This window comes from Rhodopila sp. (assembly GCF_965276935.1).
In the GTDB taxonomy this organism is placed as follows: Bacteria; Pseudomonadota; Alphaproteobacteria; order Acetobacterales; family Acetobacteraceae; genus Rhodopila.
Map to the genome: position 1 here is coordinate 574621 of NZ_CBDIBS010000001.1, position 18612 is coordinate 593232.

An 18612-nucleotide genomic window follows, 5' to 3' on the forward strand; every position below is an offset into this window, starting at 1 on the left:
AGCACCCATAGGCCCTTCCAATGTCCCACGAAACCAGCGCCATGGCGCAGATTCATCGTCAGATCATGTGGAACCGCCTGATCGCGGTGGTGGAGGAACAGGCGCAGATCATGATCCGCACCGCCTTCTCCACTACCGTCCGCGAAGCCGGTGACCTGTCCGCCGGCATTTTCGACATTCAAGGCCGGATGATGGCCCAGGCCGTCACCGGCACCCCCGGGCACGTCAACTCCATGGCTGAGTCCGTAGGGCACTTCCTGCGGAAGTTCCCCACCACCACCATGCGTCCCGGCGATCATTACATTACCAACGACCCCTGGCTTGGTACCGGCCATCTGCACGACCTGACCGTCGTCACACCGGCGTTCCACGGCGAAACGATCGTCGGCCTGTTCGCCAACACCGCCCACGTGATCGACATCGGCGGCCTCGGCATGGGACCGGAGGGACGCTCGGTCTACGAGGAAGGCATGTATATCCCGATCGTCAAATGCTTCGATCAGGGCCGGCAGAACGAGACCTTCTTTGACTTCATGCGCGCCGGATCACGCCTGCCGGTGGAACTGGAAGGCGACATCTACTCGCTATGTGCCTGCAACGACGCCGGCGTCCGCCGGCTGACCGAGATGATGACGGAATTCGAGATGACCAGCCTCGACCCGCTGGCACGGTTCATCTTCGACAGTTCCCGCCGCGCCACGCTGGCCGAAATAGCCCGCATCCCGCGCGGCACGTATCAGGCGGAAATCTTCTCCGACGGCTACGAGGAACCTGTCCGTCTGGCCGCATCGATGGACATCCTGGATGACCGCATCGAGGTGGATTTCACCGGCACTTCCGGCCTGTCCTCCCGCGGCATAAACGTTCCGCCGGCGTACTGCAGGGCTTACTCGTGCTTCGGGATCAAGTGCGTGGTGGCGCCGGAGATTCCCAACAACTGGGCATCGCTGGCACCGTTCCGGATGAGGATACCGGACGGCTGCATCCTGAACGCGCCGCATCCCTACCCCGTTTCCGTCCGCCATGTCATCGGCCACCTGCTGCCAGACCTGATGATGGGTTGCCTGCACCAGGCGGTGCCGGAGCGGGTCACCGCGGAGGGCGCCTCCGCGCTGTGGAACCCGCCATTGCGCGGCGGTGGCGCGATCTCCGGCCAGTCGCGCGGCAACAAGCCGGTTATCGCCGATTTCGAGATCATCACCTTTAACTCCGGCGGCACCGGCGCGCGGCCGACGCAGGACGGGCTGAACGCCACCGCCTTCCCCTCCGGCGTCCGCACCATGCCGGTGGAGGCGACCGAGAACGTCGCCCCGATCATCCTCTGGCGCAAGGAGCTGAAGCCGGATTCCGGCGGGGCCGGCCGTACCCGCGGCGGCGTCGGCCAGATCATGGAAATCGCCACCAAGGGCGACCTGGAATTCGCCGTCAACGCCAGCTTCGACCGCATCGCCAACGCGCCGAAAGGCCGGGAGGGCGGGCTGAACGGCGCCGCCGGACGCGTCGCCCAACAATCGGGCAAGCTGCTGCGAACCAAGGGCTTCCAGGTCATTCCCGACGGCGACCGGCTGATCCTGGAACTGCCTGGCGGTGCCGGCCTGGGCAATCCGGCGGTGCGGGACCCGGTCCTGGTCGCGCGAGACGTGCGGGATGGTCTGGTGTCGGCGGAAAATGCGCGCAGGCTGTACAAGGTGGCCGTCACCGAAAGCCATCAGGTCGACGAGGCCGAAACCCAGCGGCTGCGCTCGCTGCGGACAACCTGATACCAGCCGGCCTATGCGCTGACGCGTCAGCGCACGAGCCGCCGCGGGTGAACTCAGTGCCAGACCCGCAGCTCGCCTGGATTAGCTCCCTGCCGAGCTGTCATCATGCGCGGGTGATTCCGGGGTTTCCGATCGCGGTGGCGCTTCGGTCGCTGATCTCCACCGCCCTGCTGTCTCTGACAGGCCGGCTCGGCCTGCGCGGCTGGATGACGGTAGAATTGCTCTCGCCGGGACCGGCGTTGCAAGTCGTGGATGACGCGCGCGCCATGGCATTAACCGCATAGGACATTACGATAGAAGGCCATTTATGCATGGCAACCGGCGACCGCTTGTTGAAAGGAACAATACCTGTCCATGCCTCTGGCCATGATCCTTGATACCAGTTGGATCGCGCATGATCGCAGTGGATGGCGATTCTTGCTGAACGTGCATTGGTAAGGAGCCGCACATGTCACGCCACGCGTTCATCCTCGGCGGAACCGGACAAGTCGGCCGAGCGGTTGCAAGCGAGTTTCTTTCCGCCAACTGGCGGGTCACGATCTCTCATCGTGGCGGCCGTCCCGCGCCGGAGGACCTTGTCGAGCGGGGTGCCATGGTCGTCACGCTCGACCGAGACAATCCTGGCCAGCTTTCGCGCGTCCTTGGCACCGGCGCGGATGCGCTGGTCGACACCACCGCTTATGAACGAAACCACGGCAGCCAATTGATCAGCCTTCAAGGTAGCGTGGGCAGTTTCGTCGTCATCTCTTCAGCCAGCGTCTATCGAGATGATCTTGGCCGGAGCCTGGATGAAGCATCGCAACACGGCTTTCCGGAATTACGCGATCCAATTCCGGAAACGCACGCGACGGTTGATCCCGGGCCAACGACCTACTCGACGCGGAAGGTCGCACTGGAACGCCATCTGCTGGATGACGCCACAACACCGGTTACGATTTTACGGCCGTGTGCGATTCATGGGCCAAACTCTCGTCATCCGAGGGAATAGTGGTTTGTCAAACGCATCCTCGACCGTCGCTCGGCCATACCGCTGGCGTATCGGGGAATCAGTCGTTTTCATACGTCGGCTGTCGCCAACATTGCCGCATTGACCCGCGTTGCCGCGGAAGCGCCCGGACGCCGGGTGCTGAATATCGCCGATCCCACGGCGCCGACAGTGGCCGACATTGCTTGGTTCATTACGCGGCATCTTGGTTACACGGGATATATCGTGAAGCTGGACCAAACGGACTATCCGCCAAAGATCGGCAGAACGCCGTGGTCTCTGCCCCGCCCTTTCGTGGTCGATTGTGGAGCGGCCCTGGATCTGGGTTATTTGCCGAAGACAACCTATGCCGATGCTGTCAAAGTGACGTGCGACTGGCTGCTAGAGACTGTCGCGAGCGGGGAGTGGCAACAACACTTCCCCGTCCTCGCCGCTTACCCGAGAGACCATTTCGATTATGCCGCCGAGGAAGCTTTTTTCAGTGCCCGTCAATGACCTCTTGAGACCGAATGCAGTCCCGCCATTCAAGTTGCCTGGCCTGACCCTCCGTCCTGATCGAACCTTCAATCGCTTTGCGATCGAGACTTCCTAGGCCTTCCTTCAAAACAACAGTGCGCGGAAATCCGCCCGCTCTGCCTGTACCAGGACCGGCACAGTCGGCGTGGATGGGGTCGCCCTGCGCGGACCAAGACATCGAAAGCATGCAACGCCCTGGTGCAAGCGACAGGCTGCTGCAACCGACAGGCCTCTTGATCCACAGGAGGCAAGGACAGTAGGGGTCGGCAAGGAATAGCCACCGCCGCCGGCTTATGCTCGCATCAGCACAATGTCGAACGTCACCGCCAGCGCGTTCGGCTCCTTGCCGACCGCCGGTGTGGGATCCACGATCAGCAGATCCTTGCGGCTGGCGCTGTTCAGCCAGGAGTCTGTTTCGTTATAGGCATCACCCTTGAAATACATCTGCGTCACCAGGCGTTCATGTCGGCTGGTGACGCAGAAGTGGATGTGGGCAGGACGCCAGCGGCCCGGTGCGGCGGGATAGGCGGCCGGACGCACGGTCTTGAAGGCGTAGCGGCCCTCGCCATCCGTGGTGGTGACGGCGAAGCCATGGAAATTCTCATCCAGCGGCGCGGCGGTGTTGTCGTCGTTGGGATGCGTGTAGCGGCCACCGGCATTGGCCTGCCAGACCTCCACCGAGGCGCCGGCGACAGGCTGCCCATCTCGCGCCAGGATACGGCCGGACAGATAAAGCACGGTTCCCAGTGCCCGTCCGCCGCCAGTCAGGTCGCCGCTGTCGGTCGGCGTGTGCATGAACGGGTAGAACGGACCCAGGATTTGCGGCGGCGTCCCCGGCAGGATGGCGGCAGCACTCTGGCTGTCGGTCACAACATCATTCATTGTCACTCTCCCCTCGCTGTGCCGGGGCTTGAGCCGGCACCGGCGCAACGTCCCTTATGGTGGCGCCATGCTGTCCGATGTGCAATGCCGTTTCCTGAACGCCAGCCGCGTCGGCCATCTGGCGACCGTCGATCATCGCGGTGCCCCGCACGTCGTGCCGGTCTGCTTCGGCCTGCACGACACATCGGTCTACATCACGGTGGACGAGAAGCCGAAGCGGGCCGACGTCCCGCTCAAGCGCCTGCGCAACATCCAGGCTAATCCGGCGGTGGCGCTCAGCGTCGACCGATGGGACGAGGATTGGACTCGCCTCGGCTGGGTCATGCTGCGCGGTCTGGCGACGATCCTGACGGCTGGTCCGGAACATGATCAGGCGCAGGATCTGCTCCGGTCGCGTTACCCGCAATACCACGCGATGGACTTGTCGCCGCTTCCGGTGATCGCAGTGCGCATCGCCAAGGTTCTCGCCTGGGGTCGGCTAATGCCCGATGTAATCCATCCGCCCGCCGTCCACGGCCAGCACCTGGGCGGTGATCCAGCCGGAGTCGGGTGAGGCGAAAAAGGCCACCGCGTTGGCGATGTCATCGGGTTCGCCGACTCGTCCCATCATGGACAGGGCGCCAATCTGCTGCGCGCGCTCCTTCCACGCGGCCTCATTCCCGCTGCCGCGCGTCAGGTCGGTTTGCACGAAACCGGGCGCCACGGCGTTGACGGTAATGCCGAAGGGGCCGAGTTCCATGGCGAACCGCAGGGTCAGGATCTGGCCCCCCGCCTTGGTCGCGGCATAGAATGCATTGCCGGGAAGCGCCGTGCCAAGGCCGGCGATCGACGTGATGTTGACGATCCGGCCGTATTTCTGTCGCCGCATGTCGGTCATCACGGCGCGGGTGGTGTGGATCAGCCCATCAACATTGACCTGGCGCATCCGCTCCAGCTTGTCCGCGTCGTAGTTGTCCAGCGTGCCCTTGTGCGAGATACCGGCATTGTTTACCAGGATCGTTACCGGCCCGAAAGCGGCGGCGACGCGATCCACCATGCCCTCCACCGCGGCGTCATCGGCGACATCGGCGGCAACCGCAATGGCTCGGCCGCCATTTGCCCGAATATCGGATACCAGTGATTCCGCGGCATCCGCACGGGCGAGGTAGTTGACGCAGACCGATGCACCCTCATTCGCCAGCCGACGGGCGATCGACCGCCCAATGCCGCGTGCGCCGCCGGTTACCAGCGCCACCTGGTCGCGCCATGTCGCCATGCTAGCCTCCGTTACTCCGCGCTATTTGCGGTAGCTTAGCTTAGACCAGTACAAGCCCGGCATTGGTCACAAGATTCGGACGGGCGCTTGTTTCCACAAGGAATTGATCAGACGCCTTGATCGGCACTAGGCACGGCCACGGGAGAACCGTGCAAGCAGCACGATGGTCTATGTGGCGGTACTGGAGATGCTCGATGATGATCACGGCATGTGCATCTTCTAATTGGCGACGATGCGAAGTATGGCCGCAATAGGCAATGTGATTACGGCGCCGTTCCGCGCTTCTGTTCGCGCGGTCCCGGCTGGGGGACGGTTCGACCAGGCGTGGTCCACTTGGCTGTCCTGTTCCGGAAAGACCACCTGGCCGTGGTGGTCGGTGCGCCGGGACGGATCTGCTCGAACATCTTGTTATAAATGAAACTGATCGGCGCGGCGCCGGCCGGGCAGGCTCGTTTTCAGGTATCCTGTCGACAAATGCCGCAAAGCGCGCGCGAAGCAATGGAACAGTAGATAACGCGCTGTCTGTGGTGGCGTCCCCGGCGGGATTCGAACCCACGGCCCCAGGATTAGGAATCCTGTGCTCTATCCTGCTGAGCTACGGAGACTTGACCCTTTGCGACATCACTGCATTTGCGCTCGACCCCAGCATCCGGACCCGTGCCTGAAGCGTCAGCCTCAACGCGACCAGCCAGTGAAGGCCGTCCGGCTTATAGCATCGGTCAAACCGCAGGGCGAGGGGCGATCCATGACCAATCGTGACGAGCTTGTTGGCTCGCCTCGGTATCAAGCCTCCTCTGGATGCGGTCGGCGGCAATGCCGCTTCACGGCGTGGCCGGTAAATCATTCCCACTCTGATCGGACAGCGGCAGGGCGCCCGCGTTGCTACCGCCGCGAAACAGCCACGGTCGACCGATCCCGACATGACGTCGACAGCCTGGCGCGCTGCTGCGAACGACGTATTTCGTGTTGTGGCGGACGACGCATGACCAGCGATTGCCGATGTCATGCTTCCTGTCGCCGGGCGATTGGGCGGGTTGTCAATGAGGCATGGTGTTGGCTGACATCGCATGGAACTTGTCGTAAACGACGATGGACGGATCAGCTTGGCGGCAATAGCGTAGGCTTCTGACGTTGTTCGAACGCTGTTGAAAAGGCACGGCTTCTGGATCTGGACACAATCACCGTGATCGAGACCCCTGGCGCTCGCACCGAGCTGAAACCGTGGCAGTCGGGTGACGCCTGGCTGGCCGGCGGCACTTGGCTGTTCTCGGAACCACAGCCGCATCTGCGGCGGCTGGTCGACCTATGCGCGATGGACTGGCCGGCGCTGGTGGTATCCGAACACGGACTGGAAATCGCCGCGACTTGCACAATCGCGGAACTCGATGCCGCTGTACTTCCAAATACATGGATCGCGGCACGTTTAATTGGACAATGCTGCCGAGCGCTCTGGGCTTCATTCAAGGTGTGGAACACGGCGACGGTGGGTGGGAATATCTGTCTGTCGTTGCCCGCGGGCTCGATGACATCACTGATGGCCGCGCTGGACGGCGTCGGCACGGTGTGGCTGCCGAATGGAACCGACAGGCGGATACCGATCATCGACCTGGTCACCGGCCCGAACAGCAACGCGCTGCGGCCGAACGAGGTATTGCGCCGGATCGACATCCCAGCGGCGGCGCTGATACGGCGAAGCGCGTTTCGTCAAATCTCGCTCACCCGGCACGGCAGGTCGGGCGCATTGCTGATCGGCACGCGCCCAAGCTGCGGCGGCGGTTTCACGTTGACGATAACCGCCTCGATAATCCGGCCGATGAGGCTAAACTTTCGCCATCCGCCGGATGCGGCCGGCTTGGCCGCCGCGATCGATCGGAACATTGCGCCCGGGTCCTGGTTCAGCGACATGCATGGGCGACCGGACTGGCGCCGGCATGTGACGCTGCTTCTGGCGGAGGAGATCCGTCGCGAACTCGCGCCCGCGGCAGTGTCTTGACCTGCACCATCAACGGGCAGGCAACGGCACATGCGCCGCGGCCAGGGCAGTGCCTGCGCACATTCCTGCGGGAAGCGGGATGGTTCGGCGTCAAGAAAGGCTGCGACACGGGCGATTGCGGCGCCTGCACCGTGCTGCTGGACGGCAAGCCGGTGCATAGCTGCCTGGTGCCGGCATCGCGCGCCGCAGGCAAGACGGTAACGACGATCGAGGGCCTGGCACCGGCGCACGGCTTGCACCCGATGCAGCGCGCCTTCCTCGATGCCCAGGGCTTCCAGTGCGGATTCTGCACCGCCGGCATGATCATGACCGCGAGCAGCCTGACCGACGCGCAACGCCAGGATCTGCCGGTCGCGCTGAAGGGCAACCTGTGCCGCTGCACCGGCTATCATGCGATCAGCGATGCTATTGCGGGCATCCGCAACGTCGAGGCCGGCCCGTCAGGCTCAGCCATCGGCCGCTGCATCCCGGCGCCGGCCGGTCCGGACATCGTCACCGGGCAGGCCCGCTACACGCTGGATGTCGCCATGGATAGGCTGCTGCACATGAAGCTGCTGCGATCGCCGCATCCGCACGCCCGGATCGTGGCGATCGACAAGACCGCGGCGCTGGCGGTTCCCGGCGTGCAGGCGGTGCTGACTTACCTGGACGCGCCGGACAAGCTGTTTTCCACCGCGCGGCACGAGCGTCCGACGGACGACGTCGATGACACCCGTGTCCTCGATCCTGTCGTGCGCTTCATCGGCCAACGAGTCGCTGCCGTTGTCGCGGACACCGAAGCGGCGGCCGAGAAAGCCTGCGCGCGCCTGGCGGTAACCTACCAGACTCTGCCGGCGGTGTTCGACCCGGTGCTGGCGATGCAGCCCGGCGCGCCTGTCGTGCATGACAAGCCGGCCGCCGCCTCGCGCATCGCCAATCCCCAGCGGAACATCGTGGCCGAGGCGCACGGCGACATCGGCGACGTGGACGCCGGCTTCGCGGCTTCCGCCCATGTTCATGAAGCCACCTATACCTCCCAGCGCATCCAGCATGCCGCCTTGGAAACCCACGCCGCCATCGGCTGGCTGGAATCTGATGGCAGGCTGCACATCCGCACCAGCACGCAGACCCCCTATCTGACGCGCAACGCACTGTGCGACGTGTTCGATCTGCCGCGCGACAAGGTGCGGGTGTTCTGCGAGCGCGTCGGCGGCGGCTTCGGCGGCAAGCAGGAGATGCTGATCGAGGACATCGTCGCACTCGCCGTGCTGCGCACCGGCCGCCCGGTGAAGCTGGAACTGACCCGCGAGGAGCAGTTCACGACAACCACGACCCGGCATCCGATGCAGGTGCGCATCAAGGCCGGCGTGCATGCCGATGGGCGGCTGAGCGCGCTGCGGCTTCACGTCGTCAGCAACACCGGGGCCTACGGCAACCATGGCCCTGGCGTCCTGTTCCACGCCTGCGGCGAATGCTTCGGCGTCTACCGTTGCGCCAACAAGAAGGTGGACACCTTCGCCGTCTACACCAACACCGTGCCGGCCGGCGCGTTCCGCGGCTACGGATTGAGCCAGACGGTGTTCGCCGTCGAATCCGCGATGGACGAACTGGCGCGGGCGCTGTCGCTCGATCCGTTCGAGTTCCGCCGCCGCAACATCGTCCGGCCGGGCAACCCGATGGTGTCGATCGACGAGGCACCGCATGATGTGGAATTTGGCAGCCATGGACTCGACCAGTGCCTCGATAAGGTCGAGCGGGAGCTCGCGGCCGCCGAACCATCCACGTTGCCGCCAAGCTGGCTAATCGGCCAGGGCATGGCGCTGGCGATGCTCGATACGATCCCGCCCAACGGCCATTATTCCGAGTCGCGGGTGCGGCTGCGCGACGACGGGCATTACGAGGTCGCGGTCGGCACCGCTGAATTCGGCAACGGGACCACGACGGTCCATCAGCAGCTCGCGGCCGCGGCGCTGGGCGCCGTGCCGTCCCGGATCCGGATCATCCAGTCGGATACCGACCGGGTCGGCTATGACACGGGCGCCTTCGGCAGCACCGGAACGGTGGTGGCCGGGGCCGCCACGCACCGCGCGGCCGAGGCTCTGGCCGCGGTCATGATCAAATTCGCGGCGGAAATCGCCGGTTGCGGACGCCAGGCCTGCACGCTCGGCGCGGATGGCGTGACCTGCCCCGATCGGCACATCAGCCTGACCGTGCTGGCGTCGTTGGCCGTGGACGCGGGCCGCGACCTTGCGGCGACGGGGCATTCGAGCGGAACCCCCCGCTCCGTCGCCTTCAACGTGCAGGCCTTCCGGGTGGCGGTGCACGGGCAGACCGGCGAGATACGAATCCTCGACAGCATTCACGCCGCCGATGCCGGTGTGGTCATCAATCCGATGCAGTGCCGCGGGCAGGTCGAAGGCGGCATCGCCATGGCCCTGGGGGCGGCGCTGTTCGAGACGGTCGACGTCGATGCCTCCGGGCACACAATGAGCCGGACGTTTCGCGACTACCATATCCCAATCCTGGCCGACGTGCCGAACAGCCGCATATACTTCGCCGACACCGTGGACCGGTTTGGCCCCGCCGGAGCGAAATCCATGAGCGAAAGCCCCTTCAACCCTGTCGCGGCGGCGCTCGGCAACGCGATCCGCGATGCCACCGGCGTGCGCTTCCGGCAGACGCCGTTCAAGGCCGACCGGCTGTACCGGCAAATCATTGATCGCGAGGCCACGTGAAGGCGACACACTGCTCTTGCGACGCGTGTGCGATCGTTCCACCGCCGATTCAACATCATCACGCCAGCAGTGAGGTCTGGCGACCGTGCCGCCACGATACCCGTACGGACAGTCAAAGCCTCCAGAGCCGCGGCGACGAGACTTTTTGCGGTCCGCCCGCGTCGGCACCGGGGGACAGGCGCCCGACCTTTATGTTGCAACCCCTATGACAGGAGCCTGACAATGCCATTGATCCAGAACACCTACGGCAAGGGCCAAGTGCGGGTGTTGCGGGTTCGGCGTGACACCGCACGTCACGAGGTACGGGAATTATCCGTCAGGACAATGCTGCAAGGCGACTTCGCGGCATCCTATACGGCCGGCGACAACCACGCTGTCGTCGCCACCGACTCGATCAAGAACATCACCAATATCGTCGCGCGCGAGAACCTTACCGCCAGCGCGGAACTGTTCGGCGCGGCGCTCGCCAGCCGATTTCTGGAGCGCTATCCACAGGTGGCGCGGGTGACGGTCGAGATGCAGGAGACGGTCTGGCGCAGAGCCAGCGTCGGCGGCGTGCCACACCACCATAGCTTCGTGCTGGACAGCAACGGCAAGCCGTTCGCCGCTGTAAGCGGCACGCGTGAGGCGACGACCACCATCTCCGGCATCAACGGCTTTACCTTCATGAAGACGACGCAATCGGGCTGGGTGGAATACGTCAAGGATGAATATACCACGCTGCCGGAAACCACCGACCGTATCGCCGCCACGGCGATGGATGCGCACTGGTCCTGGCGCGCGCCAGTCGAGGACTACACTATTAGCAATGCGCTGGTGTTGAGCACCATGCTGGACGTATTCGCCAGCACATACAGCCGAAGCGTACAGGATAGTCTCTATCGCATGGGCGAAGCCGCTCTGGCAGCGGTGCCCGAGCTGGCGACGATCAGCCTCGCCTGCCCGAACAAGCATTATCTGCCAATCAACCTGAGCCCGTTCGGCCTGTCGTCCGACAACATGGTATTCACCCCGACCGACGAGCCACACGGGCAGATCGAATGCGTGGTCGGACGGGTGAATTAAACCGTGATCAAGTCAACTGAATTGTTCAAGGCGCTTGAATCGCGCGATCAGGAAAAGCCTGGGGTCCCTGCCCCGACGTTCGACGCATCTCGCTGCGGACGTCAGGGCACGTCTGTGCCCAAGCCAACCTGGGCTGCGGCCCAAGTCAGACCGCCTCGCGCCATCTGCGCATGTTCGCAGCCTGCGAGGTGCAACGGGCCTCGCCCGACCCATATGTTGCTATGGCAATGAGCCCGAATCCCCAGCTTCGCGAACTGGCCGACTTCATCCGGGTGCGCCGCGCGCGCCTATCACCGGAGCGGTGCGGTTTCGGCGCCGAACCGGCAACGCGGCGGCGCACGCCAGGCTTGCGCCGGGAGGAGCTGGGGCGGCTGGCGGGCCTGAGCGCCGACTGGATCGCATGGCTCGAGCAGGGTCGCGACATCAAGCTCTCGGTTCCGGCCGCGGCCCGCCTGGCCCTTGCGCTGCGACTCGATCTGATCGAAACGGAGCACCTGCTCGCTCTTGCCGACCGGCGTCGCACCGCCTGCGCGCTCCCCTGCTTGGTCCCCCCGAGCTTGCGTGCCATCGTGGCCGCACAGGAAACCAACCCCGCCTATGTCTCGGATGGCTACGGCGACGTGTTGCTATGGAACGCGGCGGCCGGTCTGGTCTTTCCCGATGTCGGCCAGGTCCCCAGCGGCGACGCCAATCTGCTGCGCTTCATGTTCCTCAACCCCACAGCCCGACATAATATCGTCGAGTGGGAGAGCCACGCGCGGCGGATCGTGGCCCAGTTCAGGCTACGGTATGACCGAGCGGGCGGCGCTGGAAGGTTCGCCGAACTCGTGCACGAGTTGCGCGCCGGCAGCAAGGTATTCGATGCCCTCTGGACGACGCACGACGTGCTGCGCCGCACCGGCGGCCGCAAACTCATTCGCCACCCGCGATTCGGCGAGTTGGTATTCGATTATGGGTCTTTCCAGGTGAGTGAAGCGCCGGACCTTACCCTGACGCTTTATGTCCCTGCGCGCGATCACGCGACGACAGAACTGGCGTTGAAGAGCGCTCTCACGCACGACGTGAGGGTAGGGGCGCAGGTCCTAGGATAAGTTTATATCTGTCTCCACAACATCCCACTCGCTAACTGCCCATGCGGATGCTGAGAGAAGCCGGTTCGGCATGACAATCCTCCAAGGACAAACTTCGACAGACCGAGCGAGGTTGTGACGGAACATGTTTTGCAACCGACCCTGCTGTTGGCGAGAAAGTTCACAGGATGAATTCCATGCTGACCATTCATGAAGGAAAGCGCGGGCACGGCAATGACGGCACGCCGACGCTATGGCTCCGCGTCAACGGAACCGTCCATGCCATCAACGTCGATCCTTGGGTCACGCTTCTCGACGTGCTGCGGGAGCGACTGGGCCTGTTCGGCACCAAGAAAGGCTGCGACCACGGCCAGTGCGGCGCCTGCACCGTGCTGCTCGACGGACGGCGCGTGCTGTCCTGCCTCATGCTGGCCGCGACGCAGGAACGCCGCGAAATCACGACCATCGAAGGTCTGGAAGGGCCGGACGGGGTGCTGCACCCGGTGCAGGAGGCTTTCGCCGCCCATGACGGCTATCAATGCGGCTACTGCACGCCGGGCCAGATCATGTCCGTCGTCGGCCTGCTGCGCGAGGGTGTGCCGGAGACGGACGAGGCAATCCGCGAGGCAATGAGCGGCAATATCTGCCGGTGCGGCGCCTACAACAACATCGTCGTAGCAATCCGCGATGTTCGCGATGCCGGGGTAGAAGCATGATACCAGCGGCCCGAAGGGCTGACTGGTATGCGCGTGGGGTTGGTGGGGCGGCCACGCGCAAAATCAATAAGATACCGACGGCCGTTGACCGGCTGTCGGTCAAGATCAAGGGCCGTTGGTATGACCCCTTTTAGGTTGCTCACTGCTCATTCGCCCGAGGACGCCGTGGCGTTGCTCGCATCGAACCAGGGGGCCGCCCTGCTCGCGGGGGGCACTTCGCTGCTTGACCTGATGAAGCTAGGCGTGACCAACCCGCGCGTCGTCATCGACATCTCGCGCGTCGGCGGCCTGGACAGCATCGAGCGAGCCGCGGGCGGCTGGCGGATCGGCGCCCTGGCGCGAAATGCCGACGTCGCCAACCATCCCGACATCGTTGCAAGGCTGCCGATGCTCGCCCAAGCCATCCGGCTTGGTGCGTCTGGACAGCTCCGCAACATGGCCACGATGGGTGGCAACCTGCTCCAGCGGACACGATGCTCCTATTTCCGCGACACGCACAGCGCGTGCAACAAGCGCGCGCCTGGCAGCGGCTGCGATGCGATCAACGGCGTCAACCGCGGGCACGCCATCCTGGGTACGTCGGACCGGTGCATCGCCACTCATCCGGGCGACATGGCCGTGGCGCTGGCCGCGCTGGCGGCAACCGTTCACCTGCGGGGACCCGAGCACGAGCGGGTCGTGCCGTTCACCGACTTCAACCTTGAGCCGGCCAGCACGCCCGAACGCGAGACGGCAATGCTGCCCGGCGAGGTGATCGTGGGCGTGGAGGTGCCGGCGCTGTCCTTCGGCAATCGATCGATGTACCGGAAAGTCCGCGACCGGGCCTCCTACGAGTTCGCCCTCGTGTCCTGCGCCGTGGCGCTCGACATCGCGGACGACGGCTCCATCCGCGAGTCGCGCATCGCCCTCGGCGGCGTCGCTACCAAACCTTGGCGTGCCTGGGATGCCGAGGCTGCCTTGCGCGGCGGCCGCCCGAATCTCGCAGCCTTTCGCCAAGCGGCGGAGGCAGCGATGGCTGCCGCCATCGCACGAAAACATAACGGCTTCAAGATTAGGCTGGCCAGGCGGGTGCTTGTGCAAACCCTGGCGGACGTTGCGGAGATGCCGGCATGAACGTTGCTCTGATCGGCCAAGGCGTCCGCCGTCCCGATGCACGAGCCAAGGTGACCGGACGGGCGGACTACGGCACCGATCGCTTGCCCGCCGGCGTCGCGCACGCCGCCTTGGTGACCGCGACGATTGCCAAGGGCCGCATCGAGCGCATCGACACCGCCGCCGCGAGAGCGGTTCCGGGCGTGCTACTGGTGATGACGCATGTGGAGCACCGCCCCGTTCTGCATCCCCTCGAGCCGGTCATGCACCCCACGCTCGGCCAATACCCACACGAGAACATGCCGCCTCTCCAGGGTTCGGAGATTCACTATGCGGGGCAGATCGTCGCCCTGGTGGCGGCGGAGACGCCAGAGGCCGCACGGCAGGCTGCCGCGCTGGTCCAGCTGGCCTACGCGAACAGCACGCCTGTCACATCGGTCGGTTTCGTGCCGGCGATGGCCGAGGCCATCCACCTCCCCATCGCCACCGGTGAGCCCACCGATGTCACCTTCGGCGCCCCCGACGACGAGCTGGCCGCCTCCGCTTTCGCCGTCGACCTCACTTACACAACGCCTCAGGAGCATCATGCTTCGATGGAGCTGCACGGCAACGTCGCCGAGTGGCATGGCGACGACCTGATCTTCCACGAGTCGTGCCAATGGGTTACCGGCACCGCCCGGGGCTTGGCTCAGGCACTTGGCATCTCGCATGAGCGTGTGCGGGTCACCAGCCCTTTCATCGGGGCCGGGTTCGGCGGCAAGGGCTGGTTTCGCTACCATTCGGCGCTGGGTGCCCAGGCGGCGCGCGTCCTTGGCCGGCCCGTGAAGCTGGAGATGTCACGCGAACAGGTCTTCGTTCTTGGCGGCGCACGCCCAGCGATCCGGCAGCGCGTGGCGCTCGGTGCTGACGCCGACGGCAGGCTACGATCGGTCATGCACGAGACCTGGTCCGCGACTTCGACGGTGACCAATTACCAGGAGACGTGCGGCTACTTGACGCGGCAACTCTATGCGACGCGGTCAATGCGCACCACACACCGCGCCGTGCCCATCAACATCGGCACACCCTGCCCGATGCGCGCGCCGGGCAAGGCAGCGGGCAGTTTCGCCCTCGAAAGCGCCATGGACGAACTGGCCTGGGCCCTGCGCATCGACCCGCTGGAGCTGCGGTTGCGCAACTATTCGGATGCCGAGCCGGGTACCGGAAGGCCGTTCTCGCCAAAGCATCTGCGCGATTGCTACGCGGTTGCCGCCGAACGGATCGGATGGAAGGAACGCAGCCCAGAGCCGCGTGGCAGGCGGGAGGGCGACTGGTGGATTGGACTGGGAATGTCCACGGCAGGCTTTCACAACCATCAAGTACCTGCCGGCGCAACCGTTGCCGTGCTTGCCGATGGTTCGGCGCTGGTGGCCGCCTCCACGCTCGATCTCGGAACCGGAACCTACACGATACTAAGCCAGATCGCCGCGGATGGCCTTGGCTTGCCGATCGAGCGGGTGCGATGTGACCTCGGCGACACCGATCTGCCGTTGGCTCCGGGCTCCGGCGGACAATGGACCGCGAGCAGCGTCGGTCCAGCCGTCTCGTTGGCGGCGGAGCAGGTCAGAACCAGGTTGGTCCGCCTCGCGTCCAGCGATGCGGCTTCGCCGCTCGCCAACCTCCCCGACGACCGGATCGGCTTTCGGGCAGGATGCCTGTTCGCGGTCGATGCGCCTGACCGCGTCGACAGCTACGCGGACCTGTTGCGCCGCAACGGGCTGGACCGCATAGCTGAGGAAGGCGTGTTCACGCCTGTCGCGGCCCAGAAAACCCACTCCGTCCAGTGTTGGGGCGCCCAATTCGCCGAGGTTGCGATACGCGCGAGCAGCGGCGAGGTGCGCGTGCGCCGTATTGTTTCAGCATTCGACTTCGGACGCGTGTTAAACCCCACCACTGCCCGTAACCAGCTCGCCGGCGCGATTGTGTTCGGCATCGGCATGGCGTTGTTCGAGGCCGGAGAATACGACGAGCACAGCGGCCGCATGACGAACGCCTCGTTGGGCGACTACCTTTTGCCGGTGCAGGCGGACGTGCCCGACATCGACGTCATCATGATCGACCGGCCGGACCATGTCGCCAACCCCATTCTCGGCGTCAAGGGCTGCGGCGAGATCGGGACCGTCGGCAGCGCCGCGGCCATCGCCAATGCGGTGTTCAACGCGACCGGCGTTCGCGTGCGCGACTTGCCGATCTTCCCGGAGACTCTTTTTGCCGAGATCTGAAAGGGATACGGCAAGTCATGGCGTGCCGCGGTGCAACCAACAACTCGCCAGGGCGGCTGCAGCCTGGCCATGTTCCCCCATGTGCCGCGGATCGCGCGATCCGCCCGTTCAAGCCGTTACCCCAACACCAGATCGTCCCGGTGGACCATCTCATCGCGCCCCCGCCAGCCCAGGATCGCCTCGATCTGGTCCGACCGGTGCCCGGCGATCCGCTCGGCATCGGTGCTGGCATAGGCGGACAGACCACGGCCCAGCATCACGCCGTCCGGACCCAGGATCATGACGGGATCGCCGCGTTCGAAGACGCCTTCCACCATGCGGACGCCGGCCGGCAGCAGCGAGCGGCCGCTGGCCAGCGCACGCGCCGCGCCGGCGTCGACCGTCAGGGTGCCTTGCGGCGACAGCGAGCCGGCAATCCAGCGCTTCCTCGATGTGCGTCCCTCCGGCGCCGGCAGGAACCAGGTGCAGCGGGCGCCACGTTCCAGCGACTGCAACGGGCGCTCCACGTTACCGATAGCGATGGCCATGGCGCAGCCGGCCCGGGTGGCGATCCGCGCCGCGGCCAGCTTGGTGCGCATGCCGCCGGACGAGTAGCCGGGTGGCGGTTCGCCGCCCATTGCCTCGATCTCCGGCGTGATGCCGTCCACCACCGGGATATGCGCGGCCGAGGCATTGCGGCGCGGATCGGCGGTGTACAGGCCGTCGATGTCGGACAGCAGGATCAACTGATCCGCCTGCATCATCTCGGCGACGCGGGCGGCCAGCCGGTCGTTGTCACCAAAGCGGATCTCGGCGGTGGCGACGGTGTCGTTCTCGTTGATCACCGGCACGCAGCGCAGCGACAGCAGGGTGGTCAGCGTCTCGCGGGCATTCAAGTAGCGGCGACGGTCCTCGGTATCATCCAGGGTCAGCAGAAGCTGGGCGGCAGTCAGATCGCGGGCGGACAGGGCCTGCGCCCAGGCCTGCGCCAGGCGGATCTGCCCGACCGCCGCGGCGGCCTGCTTCTCCTCCAGTCTCAGCCGCTTCTGCGTCAACCCTAAAGTCCGGCGGGCCAATGCGATAGCGCCCGATGAGACCACGATGACGTCCGCACCCCGCGCCCGCAGCGCCTGGATGTCGGCGGCGACGCTGTCGAGCCAGGCTGTGCGCGGCGCGGCTTCGTCCTGGTCTACCACCAGGGCGCTGCCGATCTTCACCACGATCCGCTGGGCGAGGCCGATCGAAGGGATCATGCCGCCCGCTCCCGCCCCGCGGCATGACGCCGGGTTTCATGGATCGTGTTCTGCAGGGCACGCAGGACTTCGGGCACCCCCTGCCCGGTCGCGCCGGACAGCAGGAAGACGGGTTGTCCGGAGGCTTTCCGCAAGGCCGCCAGCCGAGCCGAGGTCTCCCGCGGAGTCATCGAATCCGACTTGTTCAGGCCGATCAGTTCGGGCTTTTCCGCCAATCCGCCGTCATAAGCTGAAAGTTCGCCGCGGACGGTGCGCCACGCCCGGACGACATCGCCGGCGGCGCCATCGACCAGGTGCAGCAGGACGGCACACCGCTCGACATGGCCCAGGAAGCGATCGCCCAGGCCGGCACCCTCGTGCGCGCCCTCGATCAGGCCAGGAATATCGGCCAGGACGAATTCCTCCGAGGCCGACAGGCGGACGACGCCAAGCTGCGGGTGCAGCGTGGTGAACGGGTAGTCGGCGATTTTCGGACGAGCGGCGGATACCGCCGACAGGAAGGTGGACTTGCCGGCGTTGGGCAGACCGACCAGGCCAGCATCGGCAATCAGCTTCAGGCGCAGCCAGACCCAGCGTTCCTCGCCTGGCCAGCCCTTCGTCGATTTGCGTGGCGCGCGATTGGTCGAGGTCTTGAAGTGGGTGTTGCCAAAGCCGCCATCGCCGCCGGCCAGCAGGGTGACGCGCTTGCCCGCGGCATCAAGGTCCGCCAGCATGGTTTCGTGGTCATCGGCGAACACCTGGGTGCCGAGGGGGACCTTGATCACGACATCACGGGCACCGGCGCCGGTACGATCCGACCCGGCGCCATTGCCGCCCTTCGGTGCCCGGAAATGCTGGGTGTAACGAAAGTCGATCAGCGTGTTCAGGTTGTGCTCCGCGACAAAGACAATGTCGCCGCCCTTGCCCCCGTTGCCGCCGTCAGGGCCGCCGAACTCGATGAACTTCTCCCGCCGGAAGGCGGTCACGCCATCCCCACCGTCACCGGAGCGCAGATAGATCTTCGCCTGGTCGAGAAACTTCATCGAATGTCACCAAACAGAAACGGGGGCCGGCATGCACCGGCCCCCGTCA

Annotated in this window: 16 protein-coding genes and 1 tRNA gene; 12 read left to right on the forward strand and 5 right to left on the reverse strand. The window is 65.3% G+C overall.

Annotated elements, in window-relative coordinates; genetic code table 11:
• Positions 1-41: 41 nt before the first annotated feature.
• From ACQY4S_RS02600 to ACQY4S_RS02615, 4 genes are all read left to right on the forward strand, one after another.
• Positions 42-1760, forward strand: coding sequence for a hydantoinase B/oxoprolinase family protein (locus ACQY4S_RS02600; RefSeq protein WP_428483633.1), 1719 nt, complete (start codon positions 42-44; stop codon positions 1758-1760).
• Positions 1761-1807: 47 nt separating this feature from the next.
• Positions 1808-2044 (forward strand): hypothetical protein, encoded by a 237-nt coding sequence (locus ACQY4S_RS02605; protein WP_428483634.1) that lies wholly within the window; start codon positions 1808-1810, stop codon positions 2042-2044.
• A 164-nt stretch (positions 2045-2208) separates the two neighbouring features.
• The gene (locus tag ACQY4S_RS02610) at positions 2209-2748 is read left to right on the forward strand and encodes an NAD-dependent epimerase/dehydratase family protein (RefSeq protein WP_428483635.1); all 540 of its coding nucleotides are present in this window, start codon (positions 2209-2211) and stop codon (positions 2746-2748) included.
• Positions 2749-2883: 135 nt separating this feature from the next.
• Positions 2884-3240: a hypothetical protein gene (locus ACQY4S_RS02615; protein ID WP_428483637.1), complete on the forward strand. Its 357-nt coding sequence runs from the start codon at positions 2884-2886 to the stop codon at positions 3238-3240.
• 312 nt (positions 3241-3552) lie between these two features.
• Here ACQY4S_RS02615 and ACQY4S_RS02620 read toward each other — a convergent pair whose 3' ends face one another.
• Positions 3553-4143: a protocatechuate 3,4-dioxygenase subunit beta gene (locus tag ACQY4S_RS02620; protein WP_428483638.1), complete on the reverse strand. Its 591-nt coding sequence runs from the start codon at positions 4141-4143 to the stop codon at positions 3553-3555.
• A 67-nt stretch (positions 4144-4210) separates the two neighbouring features.
• On the opposite strand from ACQY4S_RS02620, the gene ACQY4S_RS02625 reads away from it, so the two are divergent.
• Positions 4211-4696: a TIGR03668 family PPOX class F420-dependent oxidoreductase gene (locus tag ACQY4S_RS02625; protein WP_428483639.1), complete on the forward strand. Its 486-nt coding sequence runs from the start codon at positions 4211-4213 to the stop codon at positions 4694-4696.
• On the opposite strand, the gene ACQY4S_RS02630 is transcribed toward ACQY4S_RS02625, so the two are convergent.
• Both ACQY4S_RS02630 and ACQY4S_RS02635 read right to left on the reverse strand, forming a co-directional pair.
• Positions 4622-5398: an SDR family NAD(P)-dependent oxidoreductase gene (locus ACQY4S_RS02630; RefSeq protein ID WP_428483641.1), complete on the reverse strand. Its 777-nt coding sequence runs from the start codon at positions 5396-5398 to the stop codon at positions 4622-4624. The genes ACQY4S_RS02625 and ACQY4S_RS02630 overlap by 75 nt on opposite strands.
• A gap of 528 nt (positions 5399-5926) precedes the next feature.
• Positions 5927-6003, reverse strand: a tRNA-Arg gene (locus tag ACQY4S_RS02635).
• A 578-nt stretch (positions 6004-6581) separates the two neighbouring features.
• Here ACQY4S_RS02635 and ACQY4S_RS02640 point away from each other — a divergent pair.
• From ACQY4S_RS02640 to ACQY4S_RS02670, 7 genes are all read left to right on the forward strand, one after another.
• Positions 6582-7391 carry an FAD binding domain-containing protein gene (locus tag ACQY4S_RS02640; RefSeq protein WP_428483642.1) on the forward strand — a complete coding sequence of 270 codons (810 nt, stop codon included), beginning with the start codon at positions 6582-6584 and terminating at the stop codon, positions 7389-7391.
• Complete coding sequence (locus tag ACQY4S_RS02645) at positions 7388-10105, forward strand: molybdopterin-dependent oxidoreductase (protein WP_428483643.1); 2718 nt, start codon at positions 7388-7390, stop codon at positions 10103-10105. Before ACQY4S_RS02640 ends, ACQY4S_RS02645 begins: the two co-directional genes overlap by 4 nt.
• 222 nt (positions 10106-10327) lie before the next feature.
• On the forward strand, positions 10328-11170 hold the full coding sequence (gene pucL / locus ACQY4S_RS02650; protein WP_428483644.1) for a factor-independent urate hydroxylase: 843 nt from the start codon (positions 10328-10330) through the stop codon (positions 11168-11170).
• Between the two features lie 227 nt (positions 11171-11397).
• Positions 11398-12261 carry a helix-turn-helix transcriptional regulator gene (locus ACQY4S_RS02655; RefSeq protein WP_428483645.1) on the forward strand — a complete coding sequence of 288 codons (864 nt, stop codon included), beginning with the start codon at positions 11398-11400 and terminating at the stop codon, positions 12259-12261.
• Between the two features lie 176 nt (positions 12262-12437).
• Positions 12438-12956 (forward strand): (2Fe-2S)-binding protein, encoded by a 519-nt coding sequence (locus ACQY4S_RS02660; RefSeq protein ID WP_428483646.1) that lies wholly within the window; start codon positions 12438-12440, stop codon positions 12954-12956.
• Positions 12957-13076: 120 nt separating this feature from the next.
• Positions 13077-14069: an FAD binding domain-containing protein gene (locus tag ACQY4S_RS02665; RefSeq protein WP_428483647.1), complete on the forward strand. Its 993-nt coding sequence runs from the start codon at positions 13077-13079 to the stop codon at positions 14067-14069.
• On the forward strand, positions 14066-16309 hold the full coding sequence (locus ACQY4S_RS02670) for a xanthine dehydrogenase family protein molybdopterin-binding subunit (protein ID WP_428483648.1): 2244 nt from the start codon (positions 14066-14068) through the stop codon (positions 16307-16309). Before ACQY4S_RS02665 ends, ACQY4S_RS02670 begins: the two co-directional genes overlap by 4 nt.
• Positions 16310-16425: 116 nt before the next feature.
• On the opposite strand, the gene proB is transcribed toward ACQY4S_RS02670, so the two are convergent.
• Positions 16426-17541: a glutamate 5-kinase gene (gene proB, locus ACQY4S_RS02675; protein WP_428483649.1), complete on the reverse strand. Its 1116-nt coding sequence runs from the start codon at positions 17539-17541 to the stop codon at positions 16426-16428.
• A complete protein-coding gene (gene obgE, locus ACQY4S_RS02680) occupies positions 17538-18563 on the reverse strand; it encodes a GTPase ObgE (protein ID WP_428483650.1) in 1026 nt (341 codons plus the stop codon). The genes proB and obgE overlap by 4 nt, the downstream gene beginning before the upstream one ends.
• Positions 18564-18612: the final 49 nt, after the last annotated feature.